This is a genomic window from Streptomyces gilvosporeus (assembly GCF_002082195.1).
Taxonomy (GTDB): Bacteria; Actinomycetota; Actinomycetes; order Streptomycetales; family Streptomycetaceae; genus Streptomyces; species Streptomyces gilvosporeus.
Window position 1 is genome coordinate 957,336 of sequence record NZ_CP020569.1, and the last position, 25,320, is coordinate 982,655.

The following is a 25,320-nucleotide window of genomic DNA, read 5'->3' on the forward strand; positions in this document are numbered from 1 at the left end:
GCCACGTCACTTATGCGTCTGAGGAGTGGATGATGGCCAAGCAGGTGGTGTTCGACGAGCTCGGTGGGCCGGAGGTGCTGCGGATCGAGGAGGTGGAACTCGGCGAGCCCGGCCCCGGCGAGGTACTGGTCCGGGTCGATGCGCTGGGCCTCAACCGGGCGGAGGCGCTGTTCCGCTCCGGCGGCTACTACTACCAGCCCACCTTGCCGGGGTCCCGGATCGGTTACGAGGCGGCCGGGGAGGTGCTGGCGGTCGGAGCGGACGTGACCGGCTTCGCGGTGGGCGACCCGGTACTGACGGCGGGTACCGGCGGGATGAGCACCACCGGGGTGTACGGCGACGAGCTGCGGCTGCCTGCCGAGGACCTGCTCCGGCGCCCCGGCGGGGCGGAAGCGGTGACCGGGGCCGCGCTCTGGTTGTCCTACAGCACGGCGTACGGCGCGCTGGTGGAGAAGGGCGGGCTGCGCCCCGGCGACACCGTGCTGATCACCGCGGCCTCCAGCAGTGTGGGCGTGGCCGCGATCCAGATAGCCAACCACCTCGGCGCGATCCCGATAGCCGTCACCCGCGGTGCGGCGAAGCGCGAGCGGCTGTCGCGGCTCGGCGCGGCGCATGTGATCGCGCTCGACGAGGGCGAACTGCTGGAGCAGCTCGCCGAAGTCACCGGCGGGCGGGGCGCCGAGATCGTCTTCGACCCGGTCGCCGGGCCCGGACTGTCCGACCTCGCCCGGGCGGTCGCGCCCGGCGGGCTGCTCATCGTCTACGGCTGGCTCGACCCGCGGCCGGCGCCGCTGCCGCTCAACTGGACGCTGCGCGTCCTCGGTTACGGCAACCTCCAGGTCACCGGCGACCCGGAGGTACGCCGCCGGACCTGGCACTTCCTGGACGCCGGACTACGGGCCGGCACCCTGGCGCCGCTGATCGACCGCACCTTCGACCTGGAGGAGATCGTCGCGGCCCACCGCCACCTCGAGTCCAACAGCCAGGTCGGCAAGATCGTGGTCACGGTCCGCCCCTAGGGACTTGGAGAAGGCCGGAGTCGGCCGGGAGCAGATCACGACGCTGCTCGTCGACAACCCGCGCGACGCCTTGGCCGGACGAACACCCGCCTGATCGGGGCCCGTTGAGCTGCTACAGGCGCCCGCGCGGGAGCGTCCCCGGGCAGGGTGCTTCGTGGCGGGAAATCCTCCCGGGCCCCTGCCCTCCGCCAGGCCCTCCGCCGGCTCACCGCATGATCGACGAAACGCGCCGATGGACGAGGGGCGCCGGAATTCGGCTATCCCGCCGCCCCGAAGTCCTGCGTCCAGTAATCGCCGGGCTGCGCGAGGCCCACACCCATCTCCTTGAACGAACAGTCGAGGATATTGTGCTTGTGGCCGGGGCTGGACATCCAGCCCTGCATCACACTCTCGGGAGTGGAATAGCCGTAGGCGATATTCTCGCCGTAGGCGGTCCAGTTGTAGCCGGCTCGCGTGATCCGGTCACCCGGAGAAGAGCCGTCGGAACCGGTGTGGGACATATTGCGGTGGTCCGCCATGTCCTGACTGTGGTCCTGCGCTGCCTTGTTCAGCTTCGCATTCAAGGTCAGCGGTGAGCAACCGACCTTGCTGCGCTCACTGTTGACGATTTCCAGAATGCGGGCCGCGATTCCGGAAGCCGGGGGCGCAGAGGGCGCGGCGGGCGAAAACGGGACGGGGGCCTTCGTCGGGGGTGCGGAGTGCGAGGCGGGAGAGGCGGGAGAGGCGGGAGAGGGGGCTTTCGCGGGGCGTGCGGAGTGCGAGGCGTGCGAAGACGGGGAGGGGGCCTTCGCCGACTGCGTCGGCTTCGGCGTCGGCGTCGGCGTCGGGCTCCAGGCGTCCTGCGCCGACCAGTGGTGGTGCTGGTGCGGGGAGGAGTCCCTCTTCGATCGAGCGTATGCCTGACCGTGTTCGTCCCCGTTCCCGTTCAGGCACGCCAGGGCGACGGAGGGCACGGCCACGGCGCCTACGGCAAAGGCGGCAATCGTTATCTTCCGGTGGTTCCGCTTTCGGCGGTGCTTCGTCATCGATTACCTCACTGAGCCGCGGATATGCCGTGCGGCGTCATTCTTGGGACCATCACCGCACAGGGCAAGAAAGCTAGATACTATTCAGCCTAGTAGTAGTGGATGCCGCTTGCCATGGGCGTACGGGCATGCTTTCCACAGTGTGGATCTTCCGCGAATTGGCGTTTCTCCGTCAGAAGTCCCTATGCGCCGAGGGACGGCCGCACCGGCGGGGCCGACCGGATAGCGGTCCAGGCATCCACGGACCGTTCCGCGACCAAGACGGACAAATCCCATATGTCGCAGGGGGCTCATCTACTATCTGTTTTCGTTGACGCCCCACGCATCTATGGCGGATGTCACAAGGGGGGCGATTGCGCTCTCAAGCGACGTCCGTCGGGTGGTGTCACTGGTGCGTCGCCCCGGGCCTGCCGGTGCGGTCGGCACCGCCACGTCACTTTCGCCGCTGCCGCCCGGAACCACCTGTGGCCAAAGCCTGAAGCACCAATCGGCGAGGCCCAGTTGGCAGCGTCGGCAGCCCGGAGAAATCCCGTCATCGCAGGCCACACGGCACGCCTTCGTCGTCGAGGCACCCACAGGTCGTGACCATTCGGTGAAACCAGCTTCAAAGCTTGCGCACAAGTTGCCCACACCCCCTCTCCAGGCGGGCTCCGATGCTCTAGATTGACCGTGCTTCACATGACACGAGGCGACAAATCATGATCTATAGGTCAGGCGCTACGGACGGCCAGCAGCCGCGTCCACGGCGTCGGACCTGGGGGCGAGCAATTCTCTGAAGGCCCGAGAGGGGGGCTTGGGTGCGGGGAGCACCCAAGGTTTCGGTGGGTTCCCGTGCACCTCGAAAGACCGGCAGGACGTGCGAGTCCGCTGCCGCCTGGGTGGGGTGTTCACGTAGCGCTGCAAGAGCCGGCATGTCATTCGCGGGAGGCGGGGGCCTGTCGCGGCGAGGAGCGGTGGGGGGCGGGGGCCTCCCGAAGCGAGGAACGGCGCGGGCGCGGGGGGCGGGGGCCTCCCATGGGGAGGAACGGTGGGGGGCGCGGGCCTCCCAAGGGGAGGAACCGTGTGGGGCGAACACGTCGAGCCCACTGGCGACGTGCGGGGATCTGTACAGCAGGAGGAATTGGCAAGCCCTTTTGTCTCGGCGCGCGGGCGTCCGGACGACGGGGCGATCGGCCGGCCCGCGATCGACTGGGAGCAGCGGTACCGCCGTACCGTGATCACCAGCGATACCGTGGCCACCGCCTGCGTGGTCGCGGCGATCGGTAAGTTCTTCGGGGCCCGGGACGCGGCCAACTGGCACGAGAAGTGGGGAATACTCGCCTTCTTCACCGAATTGCTGGTGCTGGGGGCGCTTGCGGTGAGCCGGTCGTGGGCTCCGGCCGTGCTCGGCCAGGGCGCCGAGGAATTCCGCCGGCTCGGACGCTCACTGTTCATGGCGACCGTCGTACTGGCACTCGGCGGGATCGCCCTCACCTCGCACAACATCAAGCTCTGGATCTTCGTCGCGATCCCCGCCATCGCGCTGATCACCATGACCGCGCGGTATCTGCTGCGCCTCTGGCTGCACAAACAGCGGAAGGAAGGACAGTGCCTACGACCGGTGCTCGCTGCCGGGAGCCTGGCCACCGTGCGCGACCTGATCACCCGAACCCGTAAGTTCCCGCACCTCGGCTGGCGGGTGGATGCGGTGTGCACGACGGACGGTCTCGGGCTCGACGGTGACCAACTGGACGGAGTGCCGGTAGTCGGCCGACTGACGGACGTCGCCACTCACGTCCGCCGCGACGGCTACCGTGTCGTCGCGGTCACACCGGACCCGCACTGGACACCGGACCGGTTGCAACGGCTGGCCTGGAACCTCGAAGGCAGCGACGCCGAGATGGTCGTGGCCCCCGTGCTGATGGAGGTGGCCGGCCCGCGGCTGCACGTCGACGCGGTGCTCGGGATACCGCTGCTGCGGGTCAGCATGCCGGCCTTCACCGGGGGCCGCCGGGCGGTCAAAGGGGTCGTCGACCGGATGGGCGCAGCGATCCTGCTGATGCTGTTCGCGCCGCTGATGGTGTGCGTCGGGCTGCTGGTGCTGGTGGACAGCCGGGGCGGGGCGTTCTACCGCCAGCGCAGGGTCGGCAAGGACGGCCGCGAGTTCACCATTCTCAAGTTCCGCACCATGGTCGCCGGGGCCCACGGGGCACGTGCCGAGCTGGCCGACCGCAACGAGGGTGCGGGGCTGCTGTTCAAGGTCCGTCGGGATCCGCGGGTGACGCGGGTGGGGACGGTGCTGCGCCGGTACTCGATCGACGAGCTTCCCCAGTTGTTCAACGTGCTCATGGGGTCGATGTCGCTCGTCGGTCCGCGGCCTCCCTTACCGGAGGAGTCCGCTGCCTACGGGCCGGACATCCGGCGGCGGCTGTTGGTCAAGCCGGGGCTCACCGGCCTGTGGCAGATCAGCGGACGCAGCGACCTGCCGTGGGAGGAGGCCGTCCGCTTGGACCTGCGGTACGTGGAGGACTGGTCGCTCGCCCTCGACACGGTGATCTTGTGGAAGACCCTGCGTGCGGTGCTCCAGGGGCAGGGGGCCTACTGATGCGCGGGGGTCGTCGTCCGGCCGACGCATGGATCGCAGGCCGCAGGGGCCTGCCTGCGGGGAGGAACGCGTCATGAGAGTAAGCGTCTTCGGGCTCGGCTACGTGGGCTGCGTGTCGGCCGCGTGCCTGGCCGACATGGGCCACGAGGTCATCGGGGTGGACGTGAACCAGGCGAAGGTCGACCTGGTCAACGACGGCAAGGCCCCGGTGGTCGAGGAGCGGATCGGCGAGCTCACCGCCGAGGTGGTGCGGAGCGGCGCCTTACGCGCCACCGTCGACGTCCGTGAAGCGATCATGGGCAGCGAGGTGTCGTTGGTCTGCGTCGGCACCCCGTCGGAACCCAACGGCAGCCTGTGCACCGCCTACTTGGAGCGGGTCACCGAGCAGATCGGCGCCGCTCTCGCCGAGCGGGGCGGACGGCACACCGTCGTGTTCCGCTCCACCATGCTCCCCGGCACCTGCCTCAACCTGCTCGTGCCGATCCTGGAGAAGCACTTCGGCGGCACGGCCGGAGTGGAGATCGGGGTCGCGGTCAACCCGGAGTTCCTGCGCGAGGGCACCAGCGTGCGGGACTTCTTCGACCCGCCCAAGACCGTCATCGGCGAGCTCGACCCGGCGAGCGGCGACGCACTGCTCGCGCTGTACGAGGGGCTGCCCGGCGAGGTGTTCCGGGTGCCGGTCCCGGTGGCCGAGGCGATCAAGTACGCGGACAACGCGTTCCACGGCCTCAAGATCGGCTTCGCGAACGAGCTGGGCGCGGTGTGCCAGGCGCTCGGGGTGGACTCGCACCAGGTGATGGATGTGTTCCTGGCCGACCGCAAGCTGAACATCAGCCCCGCCTACCTGCGGCCCGGCTTCGCCTTCGGTGGCTCCTGCCTGCCCAAGGACCTGCGCAGCCTGGTCCACGCGGCGCAGCGGGCCGACGTCTCGGTGCCCATCCTCGCCCACGTGCTGACCTCCAACTCCGCACATCTGCAACGCGCGGTGGAGCTGGTCGAGCGCACCGGCAGGCGCCGGGTGGGAATGTTCGGGCTGTCCTTCAAACCCGGCACCGACGACCTCCGCGAGAGCCCGCTCGTCGAGCTGGCGGAGCGGCTCTTCGGCAAGGGGTACGACCTTCGGATCCACGACGCCAACGTGAGCCTCTCCCGGCTGATCGGCGCGAACCGCGAGTACATCGAGACCCGGCTGCCGCACCTCGCGCAGCTGCTCGCGGATTCCGTCGAGGAGGTGCTCGACCATGCCGAGGTGTGCCTGGTCGGGACCAGGGATGCGGCCGTGCTGTCGGCGCTGCCCCACGGCGGCGCCGACGGGCCGGTGATCGTCGACCTCATCCGCCTTCCCGACGCCGAGGCGCGCCGGGCCGAACCGGGGTACGTGGGCCTTGCTTGGTAATGCAATCAGCGGTGAGGGGTCGGGCCGGCGCGCGCTGATCCTGGTGGAGAACCTGTCGGTGCCGTTCGACCGGCGGGTGTGGCAGGAGTGCACGACGCTGCGCGACGCGGGCTGGGATGTGCACGTCATCTGTCCCCGGGGGGAGAAGCGGGACACGGAGCCGGAGGCATTGATCGACGGGGTGCGGATCCACCGCTACCCGTTGCGCGCGGCCACCGGAGGGCCGGCCGGCTATCTGCGGGAGTACGGATCGGCCTTGTGGCATACGGTCCGGCTGGCCCGCAAGGTCGGCGCGGTCGACGTGGTCCACGCCTGCAATCCGCCCGACCTGCTGTTCCTGCCGGCGCTGTGGCTCAAGCGGCGCGGCGCGCGGTTCGTCTTCGACCAGCACGACCTGGTACCCGAGCTGTACCTCTCCCGGTTCGACCGCGGCGAGGATCTGCTCTATCGCGCCGTGTGCGCGCTGGAACGGCGGACCTACCGGGCCGCGGACATCGTGCTCGCCACGAACGAGAGCTACCGGGACGTCGCGCTGCGCCGTGGCGGCAAGCGGCCGGCGGACGTCTTCGTGGTGCGCAGCGCGCCCGCCGTCGAGCGGTTCCAACCGGTGCCGCCGGAGCCGGAGTTGAAGCGGGGCAAACCTCATCTGCTGTGTTACCTCGGCGTCATGGGCCCCCAGGACGGCGTCGACTACGCCCTGCGGTCCCTTGCGACGTTGCGCGACGAACTCGGGCGGACCGACTGGCATGCGGTGTTCGTCGGCGCAGGCGACGCCTTCGACGCGATGGTGGAGCTCGCCCGGCGGCTCGGACTCTCCGAGCAGGTGCAGTTCACCGGGCGCATACCGGACGCCGATCTGGTGCGCTATCTGTCCACCGCGGACGTGTGCCTCTCCCCCGACCCGCGCAATCCGCTCAACGACGTGTCGACCATGAACAAGGTCCTGGAGTACATGGCGATGGGCCGGCCGATCGTCTCGTTCGACCTCCGGGAGGCGCGGGTCTCCGCCGGTGACGCCGCCGTCTACGCGCCCGCCAACGACGAGGCCGCATTCGCGAAGCTCATCGCGCTGCTGCTGGACGATCCGGAGAAGCGGGCCCGGATGGGCAAGATCGGCCAGGAGCGGATCGGCGGGCCGCTCTCCTGGCGGAACTCGCAGGCGTCGCTGCTCGCCGCCTACGCCGCTGCCTGCCGGGACCGCGCTCCGGTGTCGGCGGGCGGCCCGGTCCGTACGGGGAAGAGGCCGGGCCGTTGAGCGACGACACGATCCGCCTGGTCACCCTCGGGCGGATATTTCGCAGGCGATGGCGGCTGCTGGCCGTCCTCACCGTGGTGGGCGCGCTCGTCGGCTACGGCACCTCGGTGCTGTTTCCGCCGAGCTACACGACGTCGGCATCGGTACTGCTGCCGGGGCAGTGGGAAGAGCGCGAGCTGCTGACCCAGGTGGACATCGCCACCAGTTCGTCCGTGGTCGACCGCGCGGCCGCCAAGCTCGGCTGGCGGGACGTCAGCGCCGACGAGCTGCGGGATCGGGTGAGCGCTCAGGCCGCCGACGGGAACATCATCACGATCTCGGGTACGGCCGACACCCCGGCGCGCGCGCAGCAACTCGCCGACCAGGTGGCCCGGCAATTCGTCGGATTCGCCGCACGGATCGCGGGCGCCGGCACCGACTCCGACGCGGCTACCGGGACCGAGGCGCTGCGGCAGAAGGTGGTGGAGACCAACCGCCGCATCACGGATCTCGCCAACGCGGCCGAACCGGGGCGGACCGTGGAAGGCGTGCAGGCCCGCACCGCGCTCGAGAATCTGCGCACCTCCCTGGAACAGGCCATGACCAAGCTGGACGAGGCCAACCCGGCTCCCGACAAGGCGGGCATGGTCGTCATGGGGGCGGCGGCCCGGCCGACCGGCGAGGCGCCGCCGACGAGGATGCAGCTCATCGCGGCCGGTGCGCTGCTGTTCTTCCTGCTCGCGGTCATCGGCTGCCTCGTAGCCGCGCGGATGAATCGCCGGCTGCGCACCGAACCGGAGATCGCCGCGGCGCTGGGCTCGGTGCCGCTGGGCACCGTCGACGTACCCGATGAACGGCCCGCGCACCGGCCGGCAAGCCGTGGCCCGCGGGCCCGGATCCGCCGACTCCTCGGCGTCGACACCCGTTGGGACCTACCGACCCCGCAGAGGTCCGGCGACGAGGCCGGCAGGCGGATCCGCTACCGACGGGTGTGCGCGCGCCTTCGGGACCAACTGACCTCCCCCCGGCGGCTGTTGGTGGTGGTCCCGGACGGCGACGAGATCGCCCGCCGGGCCGCCGTACAGCTCGTCGCCGAGGCCAGGAGCGATCTGCTGCTGCGGGTCGTGGAGGTTTCGGTGGTCCGGCCGATGGTGCCGGACCGTGACACCGAGTCCGGTGCCGTGGTCGTCCTCAGCGCGGGCGGCTGGACCGCGGAGGAGCTCGCCGGCCTCGCCGAGGCGTGTGCGGACGGCAGGCACGAGGTCGTCGGCTTCGTCGTCGCCGGCCCGGTCCGGGCCCGTCCGGCGCGGTCCGTCGGCGATCCTCCGGACAACGCCACTCCGGCCCTCGCGGTTCGCGGCCACGCGACGGGAGGTTCGGTGTGACGACGAGCACGACCGCGGCGCCGCCGGCCGCCGCTCCGCTGCTTGACCTGCAAGGACTGGTGGTGGCGGTGCGCAGGCGCCGCCGACTCTGGGGCTCCCTGACGCTCCTGGGGCTGCTGGTCGGCGTGGCGGTGGCGGTCCTGCTGCCGCCGGCGCCGAGCGCGACGACCAAGGTGCTGGTCGCGCATCAGGAGGACCAGCCGAACGACACCGGAACGCTGATGCGCACCGACGTCGCGGTGCTGGGGACCTCGCGGATCGCCGGCCAGGCCCTTCGGACCCTCAAGTCCCCGGAGAAACCGGAAGACTTCATGCGGGAGTACCTGGGTACCGGCCTGACCAACAACCTGCTGCAGATCGATGTGACAGGTGACAGCGACGCGGACGCGGTCGCCCGGGCCAAGGCGCTGGCCGATGCGTTCGTCGCGGACCATGTGCGGCGGATGCGGGAGACCGCGGACGCCGACGCCAAGGCCCTGATCGACCGGCGCGACAGCATGCGGGGCGAACTCGCCGCGGTCAACAAGACGATCGGAGACCGGTCGCCGGGGAACGACCCGAAAGCGTCGGCGAGCCTGGAGTCGCTCTTCGCCCGCCGGGCCGAGCTCAACTCGCGGATCGCCGATTACGACCAGCGCGCCGAGGATGCGCGCCTCGGCACGCCCCGGATCATCACCGGCACGCAGATCGTGGACGCCCCGAGCGCGGTGCACCACTCCCTGCCCAAGACTGCCGCCACCGACGCCGCGATCGGGCTCGTCCTCGGGCTCGTCCTCGGGCTCGCGCTGGCCGCGGTCGGCGTGGTGGTGGCGGACCGCCCGGTGTTGCGCCGGGACATCGCGGCGAACCTGGGCGCCTCGGTCATCGCGGAGCTGCCCCGCCGGTCGGCCGGGCGGTGGCGGCGCCGACGGATCCGGGCGGCACGCGAACGGCTCACCGCGTCCCTGGCGCGCACCGTGCGCGACTCCGCGGAACCGGTGTCGCTGCTGGAACTGGGCTGTGCGCGCAGCACGGCCGAGATCGCCCTGAACGTCGGCAGGGCGCTGATGGTGGAGGGGCCCATGGTCGTCATCGACGGTCTGCCCGGCCCGCAGCTCGCAGGCCGCCGCCCGCAGCCGGGAGACCCGACCGTGGTCGGCGGCGAGCGTGCCGCCGCCGTGCCGGACGACGGGCGCCGGCTCGGCGTCGGCTCGGTCGCGCCCGGCACGGCGTGGACCGACCTCCAGTACCTCGGCACCCAGACCGTGCTCGTCGTGCGTGCCGGGCACGGCAGCGCCGCATGGCTGCACACCGTGGCGCGGCAACTCGCCGACCAGCACATTCCGGTGATCGGTGTGGTGCTGATCGACCCCGATCCGCGGGACCGGACCGACGGCACGCTGTGGGACGGGCTGCACATCGCGCTGCGGGGCCATGGCGAACGGTCGGCCCGGCAGAAGGGTGGGAGTAGTCCCCCAGCTACCGCTGGGGGCACCCCCACCCACGCCGTTCAGGCAGTGGGGGAGGGCCGGCGGCGGACGGAGCGGTTGCCCATGTGGGCCGCACAGGTCCCGGACAGCGATCAGGAGGCGCAGTAGGACATGTGTGGCATCGCAGGCACCTACCGATGGCCGGACGGGAAGGTCGTGACCGACCGGCTCACCGACACCCTCGCCCACCGCGGTCCGGACGGCGCGGGCCGGTACAGCCACCCCGCCGGTGACGGCGAAGTGCACCTCGGGCACCGCCGGCTGGCCATCATCGACCTGTCCGAGACCGGCGCCCAGCCGATGGTCTCGGACGGCCTCGCCCTGACGTACAACGGCGAGCTGTACAACGCACCCGAGCTGCGTGCCGAACTGGCGGCCGCCGGGGTGCGCTTCCGCGGTACCTCCGACACCGAGGTACTCCTGGAGGCGTGGCGGCGCTGGGGCACGGACTGCCTGCCCCGGCTGCGCGGCATGTTCGCGTTCGGGATCTTCGATGAGCGGACCGGTGAACTGGTGCTCGCCCGCGACCAGTTGGGCATCAAGCCGCTGTTCCTGCTCCGGCGCGGGGAGGGCCTGGTGTTCGCCTCCGAGCTGAAGGCACTCGCCGCCGCAACCGGCGGCAAGCTGGAGGTGGACCATGCGGCGCTGGTGGCCTCGCTGCTCTACTACTGGGTGCCGGACTCGCGGTGCGCGTTCCGCGAGGCGGAGAAACTGCCGCCGGGGAGCTGGCTGCGGATCCGGCCCGACGGCCAGGTGGAGCGCGGCCGGTACTGGCACCTGAAGGACGTCGCCGCCGAAGGCCGGGAGCGGGCCCGGTCCGGTGAGCGGCCGGACCTCGCTGCCATCGTCGAGGAGTCGGCCCGGCAGCACCTGCTCTCCGACGTCCCCGTGGCGACCTTCCTCTCCGGCGGCCTCGACTCCAGCTACCTGACCGCGCTCGCGGCCCGCCACCGACCCGGGATCTCCGCCTACACGATCGGATTCCGCGCCGAGGACGCCAGGTTCGAGGCGATGCCCGACGACCTGCGCTACGCCCGGCAGGTGGCCGAGCGGTTCGGCGTCGACCTGCACGAGATCGAGATCGCTCCGAACGTGCTCGACCTGCTGCCGCAGATGACGTACCACCTGGACGAGCCGATCGGCGACCCCGCCGCGATCAACACCTTCCTGATCTGCTCGGCCGCACGCGAGGCCGGGATCAAGGTGATGCTCTCGGGGATGGGCGCCGACGAGCTGTTCGCGGGGTACCGCAAGCACCTGGCCAACCTGCTCGCGCTGCGCTACCAGCGCGTCCCGCGGCCCCTGCGGCGCGGGGTGTCCGCGGCCGTGGACCGGCTGCCGGTCGCCACGGCCCGCCGGGGGTACCGGTCGGTGCGCTTCGCGAAGCGGTTCCTGTCCTTCGCCGATCTGCCGGAGGAGACCGCGTTCCGGCGCAGCTACACCATGTACGACCAGGACGAGCTGCTCGCTCTCGTCGACCCGGACTTGGCCGGGACGGTCGAGGACGTGCTGACCGAGCATGCGGACATCTACCAGGACAACGACCTCGACGACTTCGTCAACCGCATGTGCCTGGGCGACGCCCGGATGTTCCTGCCGGGCCTGAACCTCACGTACACGGACCGCTCCAGCATGGCCGCGTCGACCGAGGTGCGGGTGCCGTACGTGGACGTCGAGGTGGTCAAGGCGGCGTTCGCCGTGCCCGGCGCTCGCAAGATCGTCGGACGCCAGGGGAAGGCCGTCCTCAAGGAGGCAGCCGCCTCGGTCCTGCCCCGGGAGATCGTCTACCGGCCGAAGGGCCTGTTCAGCGCCCCGCTGCGCGCCTGGATGAGCCGCGATCTGGCACCACTGGTGCGCGAGGTGGTCGACGACGGCGTACTCGTACGCGACGGGTTCCTGCGCCGCGACGCGCTGGCGCGGATGGTCGCCGAGGACGCCGCCGGGCAGCGGGACTTCTCCAAGCATCTGTGGCATGTGCTGACCCTCGAGTACTGGTATCGCGACGCGACCTCTGGGTCCGGCAAAAGCGCTCGGCAAACGGCTTAGGAATCAGAGGAGTTCGGGTGAAACAGGTTGTGCAGAACTACAAGAGCGGCGAGCTGGCGGTGCTCGACGTGCCGGTGCCGGGGTGCAAGCCGGGCGGTGTGCTGGTCCGCAGCGCCTACTCGCTGATCTCCACCGGGACCGAGCTGATGAAGGTGTCCGAGGCCGGCATGTCGATGCTGGGCAAGGCCCGCTCCCGGCCGGACCAGGTCGCCAAGGTCATGCAGAGCGTGGCCACCAACGGGCTGCCCGCCACCTACCGCAAGGTGATGGGCAAGCTGGACTCCTACACACCGCTGGGCTACTCGCTGTGCGGGGTGGTCGAGCAGGTCGGCACCGGGGTCGACGAGGTGAAGCTCGGCGACCTCGTGGCCTGCGCCGGCAATGAGCACGCATTGCACGCCGAGCTGAACTGGGTGCCGAAGAACCTCTACGCCCGGGTGCCGGACGGCCTCGCACCACAACACGCGGCCTTCGGCACCGTCGGGTCGATCGCGATGCAGGGCGTCCGCCGCGGCGAGCCACAGCTCGGCGACGTGGCGCTGGTCATCGGCCTCGGCCTGATCGGGCAGCTGGTGGTGCAACTCCTCGCCGCCTCGGGAGTCCGCGTCGTCGGCGCCGACCCCGACCCGGTGCGCTGCGAACTCGCCGAGCGCCTGGGCGCCGCGGCCTGCGGCGATCCCGCGTCCGCGGCCGTGGAAGCCGCCGTCGCCGAGCTCACCGGCGGTCACGGCGTGGACCAGGTGTATCTGGCCGCCGGCGGCGGCAGCAACCAGCCCGTGGAGCTGGCCGCCCGGCTCTGCCGGGACCGCGGCCGGGTCGTCGACATCGGCAAGTGCCGCCTGGACCTGCCGTGGAACGCGTACTACGAGAAGGAGCTCGACGTCCGGTTCTCCCGTTCGTACGGTCCCGGGCGCTACGACCCGGAGTACGAGCTGGAGGGGCGCGACTACCCGATCGGCTACGTGCGCTGGACCGAGCGCCGCAACCTGGCGTGCTTCCTCGATCTCCTCGCCCGCGGCAGCGTCGACGTGGAGCCCTTGGTGTCCCACATCGCCGACTTCGACGACGCCGTCGAGACGTACCAGCGTCTGAAGGACGGCGAACTGAAGGCCGTGGCCGTGCTGTTCCGGTACCCCGGGCACGAGGTGGAAGCCGAGGCCCCGGCGGTCGCGGTGCCCACGGTGCACGCGAAGCGGAGTCCGGCCCGGGCCGCCAAGGCGCCGGTGCGGCTGGCGTTCGTCGGCGCGGGGAACTACGCGACGTCGATGCTGCTGCCGCACCTCGCACAGCGCGACGGCATCGAATTGTCGACCGTCGTCACCACGACCGCGCTGTCCGCGGCCAACGCACAGCGGAAGTTCGGCTTCGCCGAGGCGACCACCGACCTCGACGCCGTGCTCGGCGACACGTCCATCGACGCGGTGTTCGTCGTCACCCGGCACAGCTCGCACGCCGAACTGACCCGAAAGGCGCTGCTGGCCGGCAAGACGGTGTTCGTGGAGAAGCCCCTGGCCCTCACCGAGGACGACCTGGCGGGGGTGCTCGCGGCGGTGGAGGAATCCGGCAACGACCGGCTGCAAGTCGGCTTCAACCGCCGGTTCGCACCGCTGCTCCATGAGGCCAGGAAGCGGTTCGGCGCCCGGACCGGTCCGGCGAGCCTGCGCTACCTGGTCAACGCGGGCCGGCTACAGCACGGCAGCTGGTACCTCCAACAGGGCACCGAGGGCTCGCGGTTCACCGGCGAGGGCGGACACTTCATCGACACGGCGAGCTGGCTGCTCGACGCCGACCCGGTCTCGGTGTACGCGGTCGCCCCGTCCGGCAACGAGGACCTCCAGGTCGTGCTGCGCTACCCGGACGGGTCCACCGCCACGATCAGCTACGTCACCACCGGTGCGCCCGGTTTCCCCAAGGAGACGCTGGACCTGGTCGCGGACGGCAAGGTGCTGCGGCTCGACGACTTCGTGCGTGCCTCGGTGTATGCGGACGGCACAGTCGGCCCCAAGAAGTGGGTCAGCTCGCGGCTGCCCAAGGCCCGGGACAAGGGCCAGAACGCCGAACTGGCCGCGTTCATCAAGGCCGTGCGGACCGGCGGGCCGATGCCGGTGCCGCTGGAGTCGCTGGTCGCCACCACCGCGGCCACCCTCGCCGTGCAGGCCGGTCTGGCCGCCGGCGCGCCGGTGACGTTGGCGAGGGCGCGATGACCATGAGCGCGGGCTGGTACCTGCGGCGGCTGTCCCGGATGGAGCCGCGGGAGGTCGGCGGCCGGGTGGGCGACGCCGTGCGCAGGCGGCGGTGGCGGTCGGCGCGGCCGGACTGCCCGGACGTGACCGGCGCCCGGTTCACCGCGGTCCTGCCCGCCGGAACGATCGACGCGGTGCCACCGGACGCCGCGAAACGTCTCCTCGCCGAAGCGGACCGCCTGATGGCCGGGCACGCCGAGTATTTCGGGGTGGTCCGCGACGACCTGGCCGACCCGGACTGGTGGTACGACCCGAAGAGCGGACGCCGGGCTCCGTGGGGCTACGCCTTCGACGTGCCCTACCGGAACGAGGACGCGGTCGGGGACATCAAACAGATCTGGGAGTTGTCCCGGCACCAGTACCTCAGCGTGCTGGCCGCCGCCTACGCGATCACCGGGGACGAGCGGTACGCCGAGCGGGTGGCCGAGCACCTGCGGTCGTGGTGGGCGGGCAACGCGCCGCTGCGCGGAGTGCACTGGATCAGCGGCATCGAGCTGGGCATCCGGCTGCTGTCCTGGGTGTGGATCCGCCGCCTGCTCGACGGCTGGCCGGGCGCGGCCGGGCTGTTCGAGGACAACCCGGTGGCGCTGAACCAGATCTGGCACCACCAGCGCTGGCTGGCCGCCTTCCCCAGCCGGGGCTCCTCGGCGAACAACCACGTCATCGCCGAGGCCGCCGGGCAGTTCGCCGCGGCCTGCGCGTTCGGGTGGTTCCCCTCCTCGGCGCGCTGGCGCGCCGGCGCGCTGAGGTCGCTGGAGCGGCATCTGCGCGGCAACACCTTCGCCTCCGGCCTCAACCGCGAGCTGGCCACCGAGTACCACGGACTGGTGCTGGAACTCGGCCTGGCCGCGGTGGCCGAGGCGGATGCCGCCGGAGTGCCGGTCCCCGCGTCCGTCCGGCTGGTACTTCTGCGGATGACCGATGCGCTCGCGGCCATCGTGGACAGCCGTCTGCGGCCGCCGCGCCAGGGGGACGCGGACGACGGGCACGGTCTGGTCGTGGACGGCGCGGGCACCGACCGCTGGGCCTCGCTGCTGGCCACCGGGGACGCCGTGTTCGGCCGGCTCGCCTGGTGGCCGGCGGTGACCGGCACCGATGTGCGCACCCCGCTGCTGGCCGCGCTCATCAAACCCACTGAACCGTCCGTGACCCGCCCGGCAAGCCGACCGGCGCATTTCGCCGACGCGGGCATGACCATCCTGCGCGGTCCGGAGGAGATCTGGTGCCGCTGCGACGGTGGTCCGCACGGCTTTCTCTCCATCGCCGCGCATGCCCATGCGGACGCGCTGTCCGTGGAGGTCCGGCACGACGGGGTCGACGTGCTCGCCGACCCGGGGACGTTCTGCTACCACGGGCAGCCCGAGTGGCGGCAGTACTTCCAGTCGACGCTCGGCCACAACACCCTGCAACTGGACGGCAGCGACCAGTCCGTCTCCGGTGGCCCGTTCCTGTGGACCCGGCACGCGCCCAGCCGCGTCCTGGTCGCGGACACCTCCGACGCCTCCGACGGGAGGACGGCCCGCTGGTGGGCCGAGCACGACGGCTACCAAGGTTCCGTGCACCGCCGCCGGGTGGAACTGACGGCCGCGACGCGGGAGTTGAAGGTGGTGGACGAGGTGCGCGGCCCGCGCCGGGCCGTGCAGCTGGCGTTCCACCTCGGCCCCGCGATCGCCGCCGACCTGGCGGGCAACCGGGCAGTGCTCGCCTGGACCCGGGACGGCGAGGACCGCTCCGCCGTGCTCGACCTGCCCCGGCAGCTGAGCTGGCGAGCGCACCGCGGCGAGACCCATCCGCCGCTGGGCTGGTACTCCCCCGGCTTCGGGCGCAAGGAACCCACCACCACGCTGGTCGGCACCGGTTTCGCCGACGGCGTGGAGGGTTTCACCACCGTACTCAGGTTCCGCGGCTAGGGGGGCGCGTGGGGATCAAGAGGCGGCACTGGGCGTGGGCGGCGGCACCGCCGGCGCTGGCCCTGCTGGCGGCGACCGGCTGTGCGAGCACGCCGGGCGTCCGGGCGGAGCCGACCGCTGCGCCGTCCGTGTCCGGGGCGTCGACCAGGCCCGTGGCCCGGGTGTGTGCCGAGCCCGCGGCCGGGCCGGCGAAGGCTCCGGCGGGCGCGGTGACGGTCGATCCCGCGGTGACCGGTGACCTGGCCGCGAAGACCAAGAGCAGTCCCCCGAACACCACGTTCTGGCTTCGACCGGGCACACACAGACTCGACCCGGACCGCTACGCCCAGGTCATCCCCAAGAACGGGGACCGCTACCTCGGTGCGCCGGGCGCGGTGCTCGACGGCCGGAAGAGGAACCAGTACGCGTTCGGCGGTACCGCCCGCGACGTCACCCTCCGCTACCTGACCGTGCAGGGTTTCGTCGCGCCGCAGAACGAGGGCGTGGTCAACCATGATTCGGCCGACGGCTGGGTGATCGAGCACACGACGATCCAGCACAACTCCGGCGCCGGGCTGATGGCCGGTGCCCGCCAACGGGTCCGCGCCAGCTGCCTGCGCGACAACGGCCAGTACGGCATGGACGCATACAAGTCCGGCGGCCATATCGGCGGCCTGGTGGTCGAGGGCAACGAGATCGTGGGCAACAACACCGGCGACTGGGAGCGGCGGCAGGAGGGCTGCGGCTGTACGGGAGGCATCAAGTTCTGGGCCGTCAACGGCGCCGACGTACGCGGCAACTGGGTGCACGACAACCGTGGAACAGGGTTGTGGGCGGACACCGACAACAACGACTTCCGCATCGAGAACAACGTGCTGGAGGCCAACGACGGCGCCGCCCTGATCTACGAGACCAGCTACAACGCGGTCATCCGGAACAACACGATCCGGCGGAACAACTGGGTCGAGGGCCGCAGGGCAGCCGACCGCGGCGACAACTTCCCGTTCGCGACCGTCTACCTGTCCGAGTCCGGCGGTGAACCACGGATCAAAGCCCGCACCGACGAGATCGAGATCTACCGGAACCTGCTGGAGAACAACTGGTCCGGGATCACCCTGTGGGAGAACGCCGACCGGTTCTGCAACAGCCCGGCCAACACCTCGTCCGGTGACTGCACCTTGCTGGTGCGGAACACCGACCGCTGCGCGAAGCCGGCGATCGCCACCGCACCGCTGTACGCCGACTGCCGGTGGAAGACCCAACGGGTGGACATCCACGACAACCGCTTCGTGCTGGACAAGTCCGTCGTCAAGTGCACGGTGACATGCGACCGCATGGCGGTCCTTGCCAACTACGGCACCTATCCCAACTGGTCGCCGTACAAGGGTGAACGGGTGGCCGAGGCCATCACCCTTGAACAGCACAACCGCTGGCGCGACAACGTCTACCTCGGACCGTGGAAATTCGTCGCCAACGACCCCAGCCGGGTGCTCGACTTCGAGCAGTGGCAGGGCACGCCGTACCAGCAGGACGCGGGCAGCACCTTCCGCGCAGGGGACGGTGGTTGAGATGGGCGCGGACCACACGCCGAAGATCGCCGGGACAGTCTGGGGGCTGCTGGTCCTCAACACGCTCGGCTCCGCCGGGGCGAAGACCATCGTCCCGCTGCCCCGCTCCCTCATCCAGTTGGTCACCATGGGCGCGCTGATCGCCGCGTTCACGCTGGCGCTCGCGCTCAATGTCCGGCTTCGTATCCGGCCCAGCGCCTTCCTGTTCCTGCTCACCCTGCTGCTGGTGTCGAGTGTGATCTCCAGTGCGCACCTGGAGTCCGGGTTCGGTGCGCTGTTCCGCTGCGTCCGGCTGACGCTCTTCGTCGGCACGCTGTGGCTGCTCAGCCGCTGGTGGGACGGCGGCCTGACGTTCGTCCGGCACCACATCCGGATGTACTTCGCGGTGCTCGGCTCGGTGGCCGCCGGGCTGGTCGTCTCACCGGGTGCGGCCATGCCCGACCTCTACGGCGGGCGCCTTGTCGGGGCGCTGTGGCCGCTCACCCCGCCGCAGATCGGACAGTACGCCGCGGTGATCACCGGGCTCACCGTGCTGCTCGTGCTGGGCCGCCGGACCGACAGAACCAGCGCCGCGGTGGTCATCGTGCCGTCCATCGTCCTGCTCGCGTTGACCCATACCCGGACGGCCACACTGGGCCTGCTCATCGGGCTGGCGTTGGCGATCGGCTCGCTCTTCCTGACCAGCGCCGCCGCCCGCCGGTTCTTCACCTGGGCGGTGCTGTGCTCCGCGGTGGCCGCGGCGGCGCTCGGCTCGGTGCTGGAGGCGTGGTTCCTGCGCGGGCAGAGCCAGGAGAACTTCTCCAATCTCACCGGTCGGGCCAAGGTCTGGGACGCCCTGCTGGCAGCGCCCCGGTCGACCTCGGAGCAGCTGTTCGGCGTGGGCCTGGGCGACAAATCGTTCGGCGGGCTGCCGATCGACAACAGCTGGCTGGCCGTTTACCAGGAACAAGGGCTGACCGGCGTCGCCCTGGTGGCCGCGATCATCATCGTGCTGGGCGGCGTCGCGCTGCTGCGGCCACCGTCGCTGTCGAGGGCCTGCGCGATCTTCCTGATCAGCTACTGCGCGATCGCGTCGTACACCGAGGCGGGGCTGGGCGACGCCTCACCGTATCTGCTGCATCTGACCGTCGCCGCCGCACTGCTGGCCACACCTGCCGAGGCCACGACCCCCGCCACACCCGAAGTCCCTCGACGGCACATACCGCACTGGGCCCGACGATCGGAGGTGACCTGAGCATGCACGTCCTCGTGGTGCACAACCGCTACGCCTCGGCGCAGCCGAGCGGGGAGAACAAGGTCGTCGACCAGGAGGTGGCGCTGCTGCGCGCGGCAGGCCACCGGGTCGAGGTGTTCGAGCGACGCAGTGACGACATCGGCGCCATGTCCCTGCTCGACAAGGCCAAGGTGCCGCTGCTTGTGCCGTGGAACTCGGCCGTCCGCAAGGAACTCGCCGCCCGACTCCGCACCGAGCGGCCGGACGTGGTGCACGTCCACAACGTCTTTCCCCTCCTGTCGCCCGCGGTGCTGGCCGCCTGCGCCGACGCCGACGTGCCCGCAGTCGCCACGCTGCACAACTACACCCAGGTCTGCCCGCCCGGCACGCTGCAACGGGACGGCCGGCCGTGCACCGAGTGCGTCGGGTCCGCGCCGCTGCCCGCCGTCCGGCACGGCTGCTACCGCGGCTCCCGGCTGGCGACGGTGCCGCTCGCGGTCAGCATGTCGGTCAACCGGCGGCGGTGGTGGTCCGGCGTGGAGCGGTTCTTCTGCATCTCCGCGGCGCAGCGCGAGGTCCTGGTGCGGGCGGGCATGCCGCCCGAGCGGTTGACGGTCAAGCACAACTTCGTGCCTGAGCCGGGCACTTGCCGCGCGGGCGACGGTGAGCAGGTGCTCTCTCTCGGCCGGCTCGCGGAGGCCAAGGGCGTACGGCTGCTGATGGCCGCGTGGGACGAGATCGCCGCGGGCGGCGGCGTGGGCGTGCCGCTGGTGATCGCCGGCACGGGGCCGTTGGAGCGGGAGGTGACGGCCTGGGCGGCGGGCCGGGACGACGTGCGGTACGTCGGCCTGTACGACACGGCCCAGTGCCGGGAGGCGATCGCGCGGTCGGTCGCCGTGGTGGCCCCCTCGACGTGGCTGGAGGCGTTCGGCCTGGTGGTCGTGGAGGCGATGGCGGCCGGGGTCCCGACCGTCGCCGCTGGTCACGGCGCCTTCGTCGAACTCGTCGAGGACGGGGTGACCGGGCTGCTGCACCGACCGGGCGAGCCCGCCTCGCTCGCGTCCGGCATACGCCGGATCGCGGCCGAGCCGGCCCGCAACCGCGAGATGGGCCGGGCGGCCCGGCGCCGTTACGAACAGGGCTTCAGCCCGGCCGTCGGGCTGGAGCGCCTGGTGGAGGAGTACCGCACCGCGATCGCGGGTCGGTCGGAAGCAATGAGGGACGGAATCAATGGGGGGTAGTAGATGACACGATGCCGACTCTGCGGCTCGGAAGCGATGGCGAGCGTCGTCGATCTCGGAGCGACGCCACCGTGTGAGAGCTTTCTCGCCGCGGACCAACTGGACCAGGCGGAGCCGGCGTACCCGCTGCACCTGCGGGTCTGCACCGACTGCTGGCTGGCGCAGATCCCGCCGCTGATCACGCCGGAGGAGACGTTCAGCGAGTACGCGTACTTCTCCTCCTTCTCGACCTCCTGGGTGGAGCATGCGCGCACGTTCGTCGCCGACGCCGTAGAGCGCCTCGCTCTCGGCCCCGACGCCTTCGTGGTCGAGGTCGCGAGCAACGACGGGTACCTGCTGAGGCACCTGGTGGACCGGGGGATCCGCTGCCTCGGCATCGAGCCGTCGGTGAACGTCGGCGCCGCGGCGCGGGACGCCGGTGTGCCCACGCTCACCGAGTTCCTGTCCCCGGACACGGGCTCGGCCGTCCGCGCCGAGCACGGCCCGGCGAACCTGGTCGTGGCCAACAACGTGTACGCGCACATCCCCGACGTGGTCGGGTTCACCCAGGGGCTGCGCGCGCTGGTCGCCGACGACGGCTGGGTCTCCATCGAGGTGCAGCACCTGCTGACGCTGATCGAGGAGAACCAGTACGACACGATCTACCACGAGCACTTCCAGTACTACACGGTCGCGTCCGCGATACGGGCACTGTCGAGCGGCGGACTCGCGCTCGTGGACGTCGAGTTGCTGCCCACGCACGGCGGCTCCATCCGACTGTGGGCCCGGCCGACCGAAGTAGCTGACGAGCCTACGCAGCGGGTGGCCGACGTCCTGGCCAGGGAGAAGGCCGCCGGGCTTCAGGAGCTGTCCGGGTACACCGAGTTCTCCGCCCGGGTGGCCAAGGTCCGCCGGGACCTCCTCAAGTTCCTCGTCGGGGCGGCCGAGCGCGGCGAGACGGTCGTCGGCTACGGCGCCCCCGGCAAGGGCAACACCCTGCTCAACCACTGCGGCATCCGGCCCGACCTGCTCGCGTACACGGTCGACCGCAACCCCTACAAGCACGGCAGGTTCACCCCGGGCACCCGCATCCCGATCCTGCCGCCCGAGCAGATAGCGGCCGACAAGCCGGACTACGTCCTCGTCCTCCCGTGGAACCTGCGGGCCGAGCTGGTCGAGCAGCTGTCCTTCATCAACGACTGGGGAGGCCGACTGGTCTTCCCCATCCCGGAACTGAGCATTGTCGAGGTCACGTCGTGAAAGAGGTTGCAGCATGAAGGTCGTCCTGTTCTGCGGCGGCTACGGGATGCGGATGCGCAGCGGAGCCTCCGACGATGTGCCCAAACCGATGGCGATGGTCGGCCCCAGGCCGCTGATCTGGCACGTCATGCGCTACTACGCGCACTTCGGGCACACGGAGTTCATCCTGTGCCTCGGGTACGGCGCCCACCACATCAAGAACTTCTTCCTCACCTACGAGGAGACGACGTCCAACGACTTCGTACTGCGGGGCGGGCGGACCGAGCTGTTGTCCACCGACATCGCCGACTGGACGATCACGTTCGCGCAGACCGGCGTCGAATCGCCGATCGGGGAGCGGCTGCGCCGAGTGCGGCACCACCTGGACGGCGACGAGATGTTCCTCGCCAACTACGCCGACGTGCTCACCGACGCCCCGCTTAACGAGATGGTCGACCGGTTCGCACAGCGCGACGCGGGCGCGTCGATGATGGTCGTGCCGCCCCAATCCTCCTTTCACTGCGTGGAGTTGGGCGAAAACGGACTGGTCGGAGGCATCACCGCGGTGAGCGAACTGCCGCTGTGGGAGAACGGCGGCTACTTCGTGCTCCGCCAGGAGGTCTTCGACCACATCCCGGAGAACGGGGACCTGGTCGCCGACGGATGCGCCCAACTGGCCAAGCAGGGACGTCTGGTGGCGCACCGGCACCGCGGCTTCTGGAAGCCGACCGACACCGTGAAGGAGCGGGCCGCGCTCGACACCGCCTACGCCCGGGGCGACCGCCCATGGGCCGTGTGGGAACGGGACCACGCCGGGGTGAGCGCATGATCCGGCTAGGCGCCGGGCGCCTGGACCGGATCGTCGCGGTGGGCGCGCACTGCGACGACATCGCCATCGGTGCCGGCGGCAGCCTGCTGACGATGTGCCGCGCGCGGCCGGGTATCCGCATCGACGCGCTGGTGCTCTCCGGGGGCGGCAGCGAGCGCGAGCGGGAGGAGCGGGCCGCGCTCGCCGCCTTCTGCCCGGGCGCCGAACTGCGGCTGACCGTACTGAAGTTGCCCGACGGTCGGATGCCCGTGCACTGGGACGAGGCCAAGGCCGCGGTCGAGGAGCTGCGCGGGCAGACCGACCCGGATCTGATCCTGGCCCCGCGCACCGATGACGCACACCAGGACCACCGCGGCCTGGCGCGGCTGATCCCCACCGCATTCCGCGACCACCTCGTGCTCGGCTACGAGATCGTCAAATGGGACGGCGATCTCGGCCGTCCGGCGGCGTACCAGCCGCTGTCGCCGGAGATCGCCGAACAGAAGGTGCGGCTGCTCCAGGAGCACTACCCCTCGCAGCGGCACCGGCCCTGGTACGACCGCGAAACCTTTCTCGGCCTCGCACGGATCCGCGGCATCGAATGCCACGCGCGCTACGCCGAGGCGTTCGCCGCCACCAAACTCACTCTCGACCTGGGGGACTGAACCTTGCGCGTACTGCTGACCGGACACCAGGGCTACCTGGGCACCGTCATGGCCCCGGTCCTCGCGGCCGCCGGACACGAAGTCGTCGGTCTCGACGCCGGTCTCTTCGCCGACTGCGTCCTCGGCCCGACACCCGCCGACCCGTCGGGGCACCGGGTGGACCTGCGTGACATCACGGCCGAACACGTGGCAGGAGTGGACGCAGTGATCCACCTGGCCGCGCTGTCCAACGACCCGCTGGGGTCCCTCGCACCGGAGCTCACCTACGACATCAACCACCACGCGTCCGTCCGCCTGGCCCGGCTCGCCCGGGACGCCGGGGTGCGGCGCTTCCTGTACGCGTCGACCTGCTCCGTCTACGGCGCCGCGGGCGGTGACGACCTGGTCGCCGAGGACGCCCCGCTGCGCCCGGTGACGCCGTACGCGGAGTCCAAGGTGCGGGTGGAGGACGACCTGCACGCGCTCACCGACGGCGACTTCACCCCGGTGTACATGCGCAACGCCACCGCCTTCGGCCACTCCCCCAGGCTGCGCGCCGACATCGTGCTGAACAACCTGGTGGGCCACGCGCTCCTGTCCGGCGAGGTGCTCGTGCTCTCCGACGGCACCCCCTGGCGCCCGCTGGTGCACGCCGCCGACATCGCACGGGCCTTCACGGCCGCGCTGACCGCGCCGCGGGAAGCGGTGCACGACCGGGCGTTCAACATCGGCAGCGAATTCAACAACGTCACGGTCGCCGAGATCGCCGAGCAGGTCGCCGAGGCGGTGCCCGGCTCGAAGGTGGTGATCACCGGGGAGAACGGCGCCGATCCGCGGTCGTACCGGGTGGACTTCTCCGCCTTCCGCGCCGCGGTACCCGGCTTCGACTGCGAATGGACGGTGAAGCGGGGCGCTCTCGAACTCGCCGACGCCTACCGGATGTTCGGGCTGAACCGGGAGGACTTCGAGCGCCGCTTCACCCGGCTGGCCGTGCTGCGCGCGGCGTCCGCCGCCGGGACCGTCGACGACACCCTGCGGTGGCGCCGATGACCGCGCAGGGAGAAGAAGGCGCCGGCGCGGAGATGCACGCGCTGGTGGAGCGGCTGTACCCGCTCTGCCGGAGCATCACCGGCGACGGTGTGCGCACCACCCTGGACATCGTCGGCGAGTACGTCCCGCTGCGGGTGCACGAGGTGCCGACGGGGACGCAGGTGCTCGACTGGACGGTGCCGCAGGAGTGGAACATCCGGGACGCGTACATCGCCGACCCCGCAGGCAACCGGGTCGTCGACTTCGCCGCGTCCAGCCTGCACGTGCTCGGCTACAGCGTGCCGGTGTCGGCGACCATGCCGCTGTCCGAGCTGCGAGAACACCTGCACACGCTGCCCGACCACCCGAACTGGGTGCCGTACCGCACCAGCTACTACACGCCGGAATGGGGGTTCTGCCTGGCCCAGGAGACCCTGGACGCGCTGCCGGACGGCGAGTACGAGGTGCGCATCGACTCCACCGTCGCGGACGGCCACCTCACCTACGCCGAGCACGTGGTCCCCGGGCAGGTCACCGACGAGGTGATCGTCTCCTGCCATGTCTGCCACCCGTCGCTGGCCAACGACAACCTGGCCGGCATCGCGGTGGCGACGTTCCTGGCCCGGGCACTGGCGGAGCAGACGCCGTACTACACCTACCGATTCCTCTTCGCGCCCGGCACCATCGGGGCGATCACCTGGCTGGCCCGCAACGCGGAGCGGATCGACCAGGTCAAGCACGGGCTCGTGCTGGCCTGTGCCGGTGACCGGGGACAGCTGACGTACAAGCAGAGCAGACGCGGCGACGCGGAGATCGACCGGGTGATGCGGCACGTACTGACCGCTTCCGAACGCCCGTACCGCATCGTCGAGTTCACCCCGTACGGCTACGACGAGCGGCAGTTCTGCTCACCCGGGTTCGATCTCGGCGTGGGCTCGCTCAGCCGGACCCCGTACGCCGGCTACCCCGAGTACCACACCTCGGCGGACAACCCGGACTTCGTCTCCCCGGGCGCGATGGCGGACACCCTCGCCGTCTGCCGCGAGGCATGCGCCGTGCTGGACCGCAACAGGCGATACCGCAACCTCAGCCCCTACGGCGAACCACAGCTGGGCCGACGCGGGTTGTACGACGCGCTCGGCGGCCGCAGCGACACCAAACAGGCCCAGATGGCCATGCTCTGGGTGCTCAGCCTCTCCGACGGCGAGCACAGTCTGCTGGGCGTCGCCGAGCGGTCCGGGCTGCCGTTCGACACCGTCGCCGCCGCGGCCGACGCCCTGCACCGCGCCGGTTTGATCAAGGCATGACG

Annotated in this window: 19 protein-coding genes; 18 read left to right on the plus strand and 1 reads right to left on the minus strand. The window is 70.9% G+C overall.

The genetic code is table 11. The features are described from left to right. The first annotated feature begins 29 nt into the window (after positions 1-29). The gene (locus tag B1H19_RS04475) at positions 30-1,019 is read left to right on the plus strand and encodes a zinc-dependent alcohol dehydrogenase family protein (RefSeq protein ID WP_272482225.1); all 990 of its coding nucleotides are present in this window, start codon (positions 30-32) and stop codon (positions 1,017-1,019) included. A gap of 257 nt (positions 1,020-1,276) precedes the next feature. On the opposite strand, the gene B1H19_RS40580 is transcribed toward B1H19_RS04475, so the two are convergent. Continuing rightward, entirely contained in the window at positions 1,277-1,582 is a 306-nt protein-coding gene (locus B1H19_RS40580; RefSeq protein WP_335755961.1) for a CAP domain-containing protein, read from the minus strand. 52 nt (positions 1,583-1,634) lie between these two features. Between B1H19_RS40580 and B1H19_RS40585 the strand changes: the two genes are divergently transcribed. From B1H19_RS40585 to B1H19_RS04560, 17 genes are all read left to right on the plus strand, one after another. Then, positions 1,635-1,922, plus strand: a complete 288-nt coding sequence (locus B1H19_RS40585; protein WP_335755969.1) for a hypothetical protein — start codon at positions 1,635-1,637, stop codon at positions 1,920-1,922. Between the two features lie 1,242 nt (positions 1,923-3,164). Continuing rightward, positions 3,165-4,628: a sugar transferase gene (locus B1H19_RS04485; protein ID WP_203237096.1), complete on the plus strand. Its 1,464-nt coding sequence runs from the start codon at positions 3,165-3,167 to the stop codon at positions 4,626-4,628. 73 nt (positions 4,629-4,701) lie between these two features. Beyond that, positions 4,702-6,024 carry a nucleotide sugar dehydrogenase gene (locus B1H19_RS04490; RefSeq protein ID WP_083103227.1) on the plus strand — a complete coding sequence of 441 codons (1,323 nt, stop codon included), beginning with the start codon at positions 4,702-4,704 and terminating at the stop codon, positions 6,022-6,024. Continuing rightward, positions 6,014-7,279 (plus strand): glycosyltransferase family 4 protein, encoded by a 1,266-nt coding sequence (locus B1H19_RS04495; protein ID WP_083103230.1) that lies wholly within the window; start codon positions 6,014-6,016, stop codon positions 7,277-7,279. Before B1H19_RS04490 ends, B1H19_RS04495 begins: the two co-directional genes overlap by 11 nt. After that, the gene (locus B1H19_RS04500; RefSeq protein ID WP_083103233.1) at positions 7,276-8,643 is read left to right on the plus strand and encodes a YveK family protein; all 1,368 of its coding nucleotides are present in this window, start codon (positions 7,276-7,278) and stop codon (positions 8,641-8,643) included. Before B1H19_RS04495 ends, B1H19_RS04500 begins: the two co-directional genes overlap by 4 nt. Beyond that, complete coding sequence (locus tag B1H19_RS04505) at positions 8,640-10,220, plus strand: Wzz/FepE/Etk N-terminal domain-containing protein (protein ID WP_083103236.1); 1,581 nt, start codon at positions 8,640-8,642, stop codon at positions 10,218-10,220. Before B1H19_RS04500 ends, B1H19_RS04505 begins: the two co-directional genes overlap by 4 nt. 3 nt (positions 10,221-10,223) lie before the next feature. Next, complete coding sequence (gene asnB, locus B1H19_RS04510) at positions 10,224-12,158, plus strand: asparagine synthase (glutamine-hydrolyzing) (protein ID WP_083103239.1); 1,935 nt, start codon at positions 10,224-10,226, stop codon at positions 12,156-12,158. A 17-nt stretch (positions 12,159-12,175) separates the two neighbouring features. Further along, positions 12,176-14,362: a bi-domain-containing oxidoreductase gene (locus tag B1H19_RS04515; protein WP_083103242.1), complete on the plus strand. Its 2,187-nt coding sequence runs from the start codon at positions 12,176-12,178 to the stop codon at positions 14,360-14,362. Next, positions 14,359-16,311 carry a heparinase II/III family protein gene (locus B1H19_RS04520; RefSeq protein ID WP_083103246.1) on the plus strand — a complete coding sequence of 651 codons (1,953 nt, stop codon included), beginning with the start codon at positions 14,359-14,361 and terminating at the stop codon, positions 16,309-16,311. The genes B1H19_RS04515 and B1H19_RS04520 overlap by 4 nt, the downstream gene beginning before the upstream one ends. Before the next feature lie 8 nt (positions 16,312-16,319). After that, positions 16,320-17,858, plus strand: a complete 1,539-nt coding sequence (locus tag B1H19_RS04525; protein ID WP_083103249.1) for a right-handed parallel beta-helix repeat-containing protein — start codon at positions 16,320-16,322, stop codon at positions 17,856-17,858. A 1-nt stretch (position 17,859) separates the two neighbouring features. Beyond that, on the plus strand, positions 17,860-19,092 hold the full coding sequence (locus B1H19_RS04530; protein ID WP_083103252.1) for a hypothetical protein: 1,233 nt from the start codon (positions 17,860-17,862) through the stop codon (positions 19,090-19,092). A 2-nt stretch (positions 19,093-19,094) separates the two neighbouring features. Next, positions 19,095-20,312, plus strand: a complete 1,218-nt coding sequence (locus B1H19_RS04535; RefSeq protein ID WP_083103255.1) for a glycosyltransferase family 4 protein — start codon at positions 19,095-19,097, stop codon at positions 20,310-20,312. 3 nt (positions 20,313-20,315) lie between these two features. Then, complete coding sequence (locus B1H19_RS04540; protein ID WP_083103258.1) at positions 20,316-21,551, plus strand: class I SAM-dependent methyltransferase; 1,236 nt, start codon at positions 20,316-20,318, stop codon at positions 21,549-21,551. Positions 21,552-21,564: 13 nt separating this feature from the next. Continuing rightward, the gene (locus B1H19_RS04545; protein WP_083103261.1) at positions 21,565-22,359 is read left to right on the plus strand and encodes a sugar phosphate nucleotidyltransferase; all 795 of its coding nucleotides are present in this window, start codon (positions 21,565-21,567) and stop codon (positions 22,357-22,359) included. Next, positions 22,356-23,003 (plus strand): PIG-L deacetylase family protein, encoded by a 648-nt coding sequence (locus B1H19_RS04550; protein ID WP_083103264.1) that lies wholly within the window; start codon positions 22,356-22,358, stop codon positions 23,001-23,003. Before B1H19_RS04545 ends, B1H19_RS04550 begins: the two co-directional genes overlap by 4 nt. 3 nt (positions 23,004-23,006) lie before the next feature. After that, entirely contained in the window at positions 23,007-24,032 is a 1,026-nt protein-coding gene (locus tag B1H19_RS04555) for an NAD-dependent epimerase/dehydratase family protein (protein ID WP_083103266.1), read from the plus strand. Further along, complete coding sequence (locus B1H19_RS04560) at positions 24,020-25,318, plus strand: DUF4910 domain-containing protein (protein ID WP_083103269.1); 1,299 nt, start codon at positions 24,020-24,022, stop codon at positions 25,316-25,318. Before B1H19_RS04555 ends, B1H19_RS04560 begins: the two co-directional genes overlap by 13 nt. Positions 25,319-25,320: the final 2 nt, after the last annotated feature.

Bases quoted from the DNA above. Each gene is read 5' to 3' on its own strand.
- B1H19_RS04530 (WP_083103252.1), top strand. From the start codon at position 17,860: ATGGGCGCGGACCACACGCCGAAGATCGCCGGGACAGTCTGGGGGCTG.
- B1H19_RS04540 (WP_083103258.1), top strand. From the start codon at position 20,316: ATGACACGATGCCGACTCTGCGGCTCGGAAGCGATGGCGAGCGTCGTC.
- B1H19_RS04550 (WP_083103264.1), top strand. From the start codon at position 22,356: ATGATCCGGCTAGGCGCCGGGCGCCTGGACCGGATCGTCGCGGTGGGC.
- asnB (WP_083103239.1), top strand. From the start codon at position 10,224: ATGTGTGGCATCGCAGGCACCTACCGATGGCCGGACGGGAAGGTCGTG.
- B1H19_RS04545 (WP_083103261.1), top strand. From the start codon at position 21,565: ATGAAGGTCGTCCTGTTCTGCGGCGGCTACGGGATGCGGATGCGCAGC.
- B1H19_RS04475 (WP_272482225.1), top strand. From the start codon at position 30: ATGATGGCCAAGCAGGTGGTGTTCGACGAGCTCGGTGGGCCGGAGGTG.
- B1H19_RS04520 (WP_083103246.1), top strand. From the start codon at position 14,359: ATGACCATGAGCGCGGGCTGGTACCTGCGGCGGCTGTCCCGGATGGAG.
- B1H19_RS04490 (WP_083103227.1), top strand. From the start codon at position 4,702: ATGAGAGTAAGCGTCTTCGGGCTCGGCTACGTGGGCTGCGTGTCGGCC.
- B1H19_RS40585 (WP_335755969.1), top strand. From the start codon at position 1,635: ATGCGGGCCGCGATTCCGGAAGCCGGGGGCGCAGAGGGCGCGGCGGGC.
- B1H19_RS04535 (WP_083103255.1), top strand. From the start codon at position 19,095: ATGCACGTCCTCGTGGTGCACAACCGCTACGCCTCGGCGCAGCCGAGC.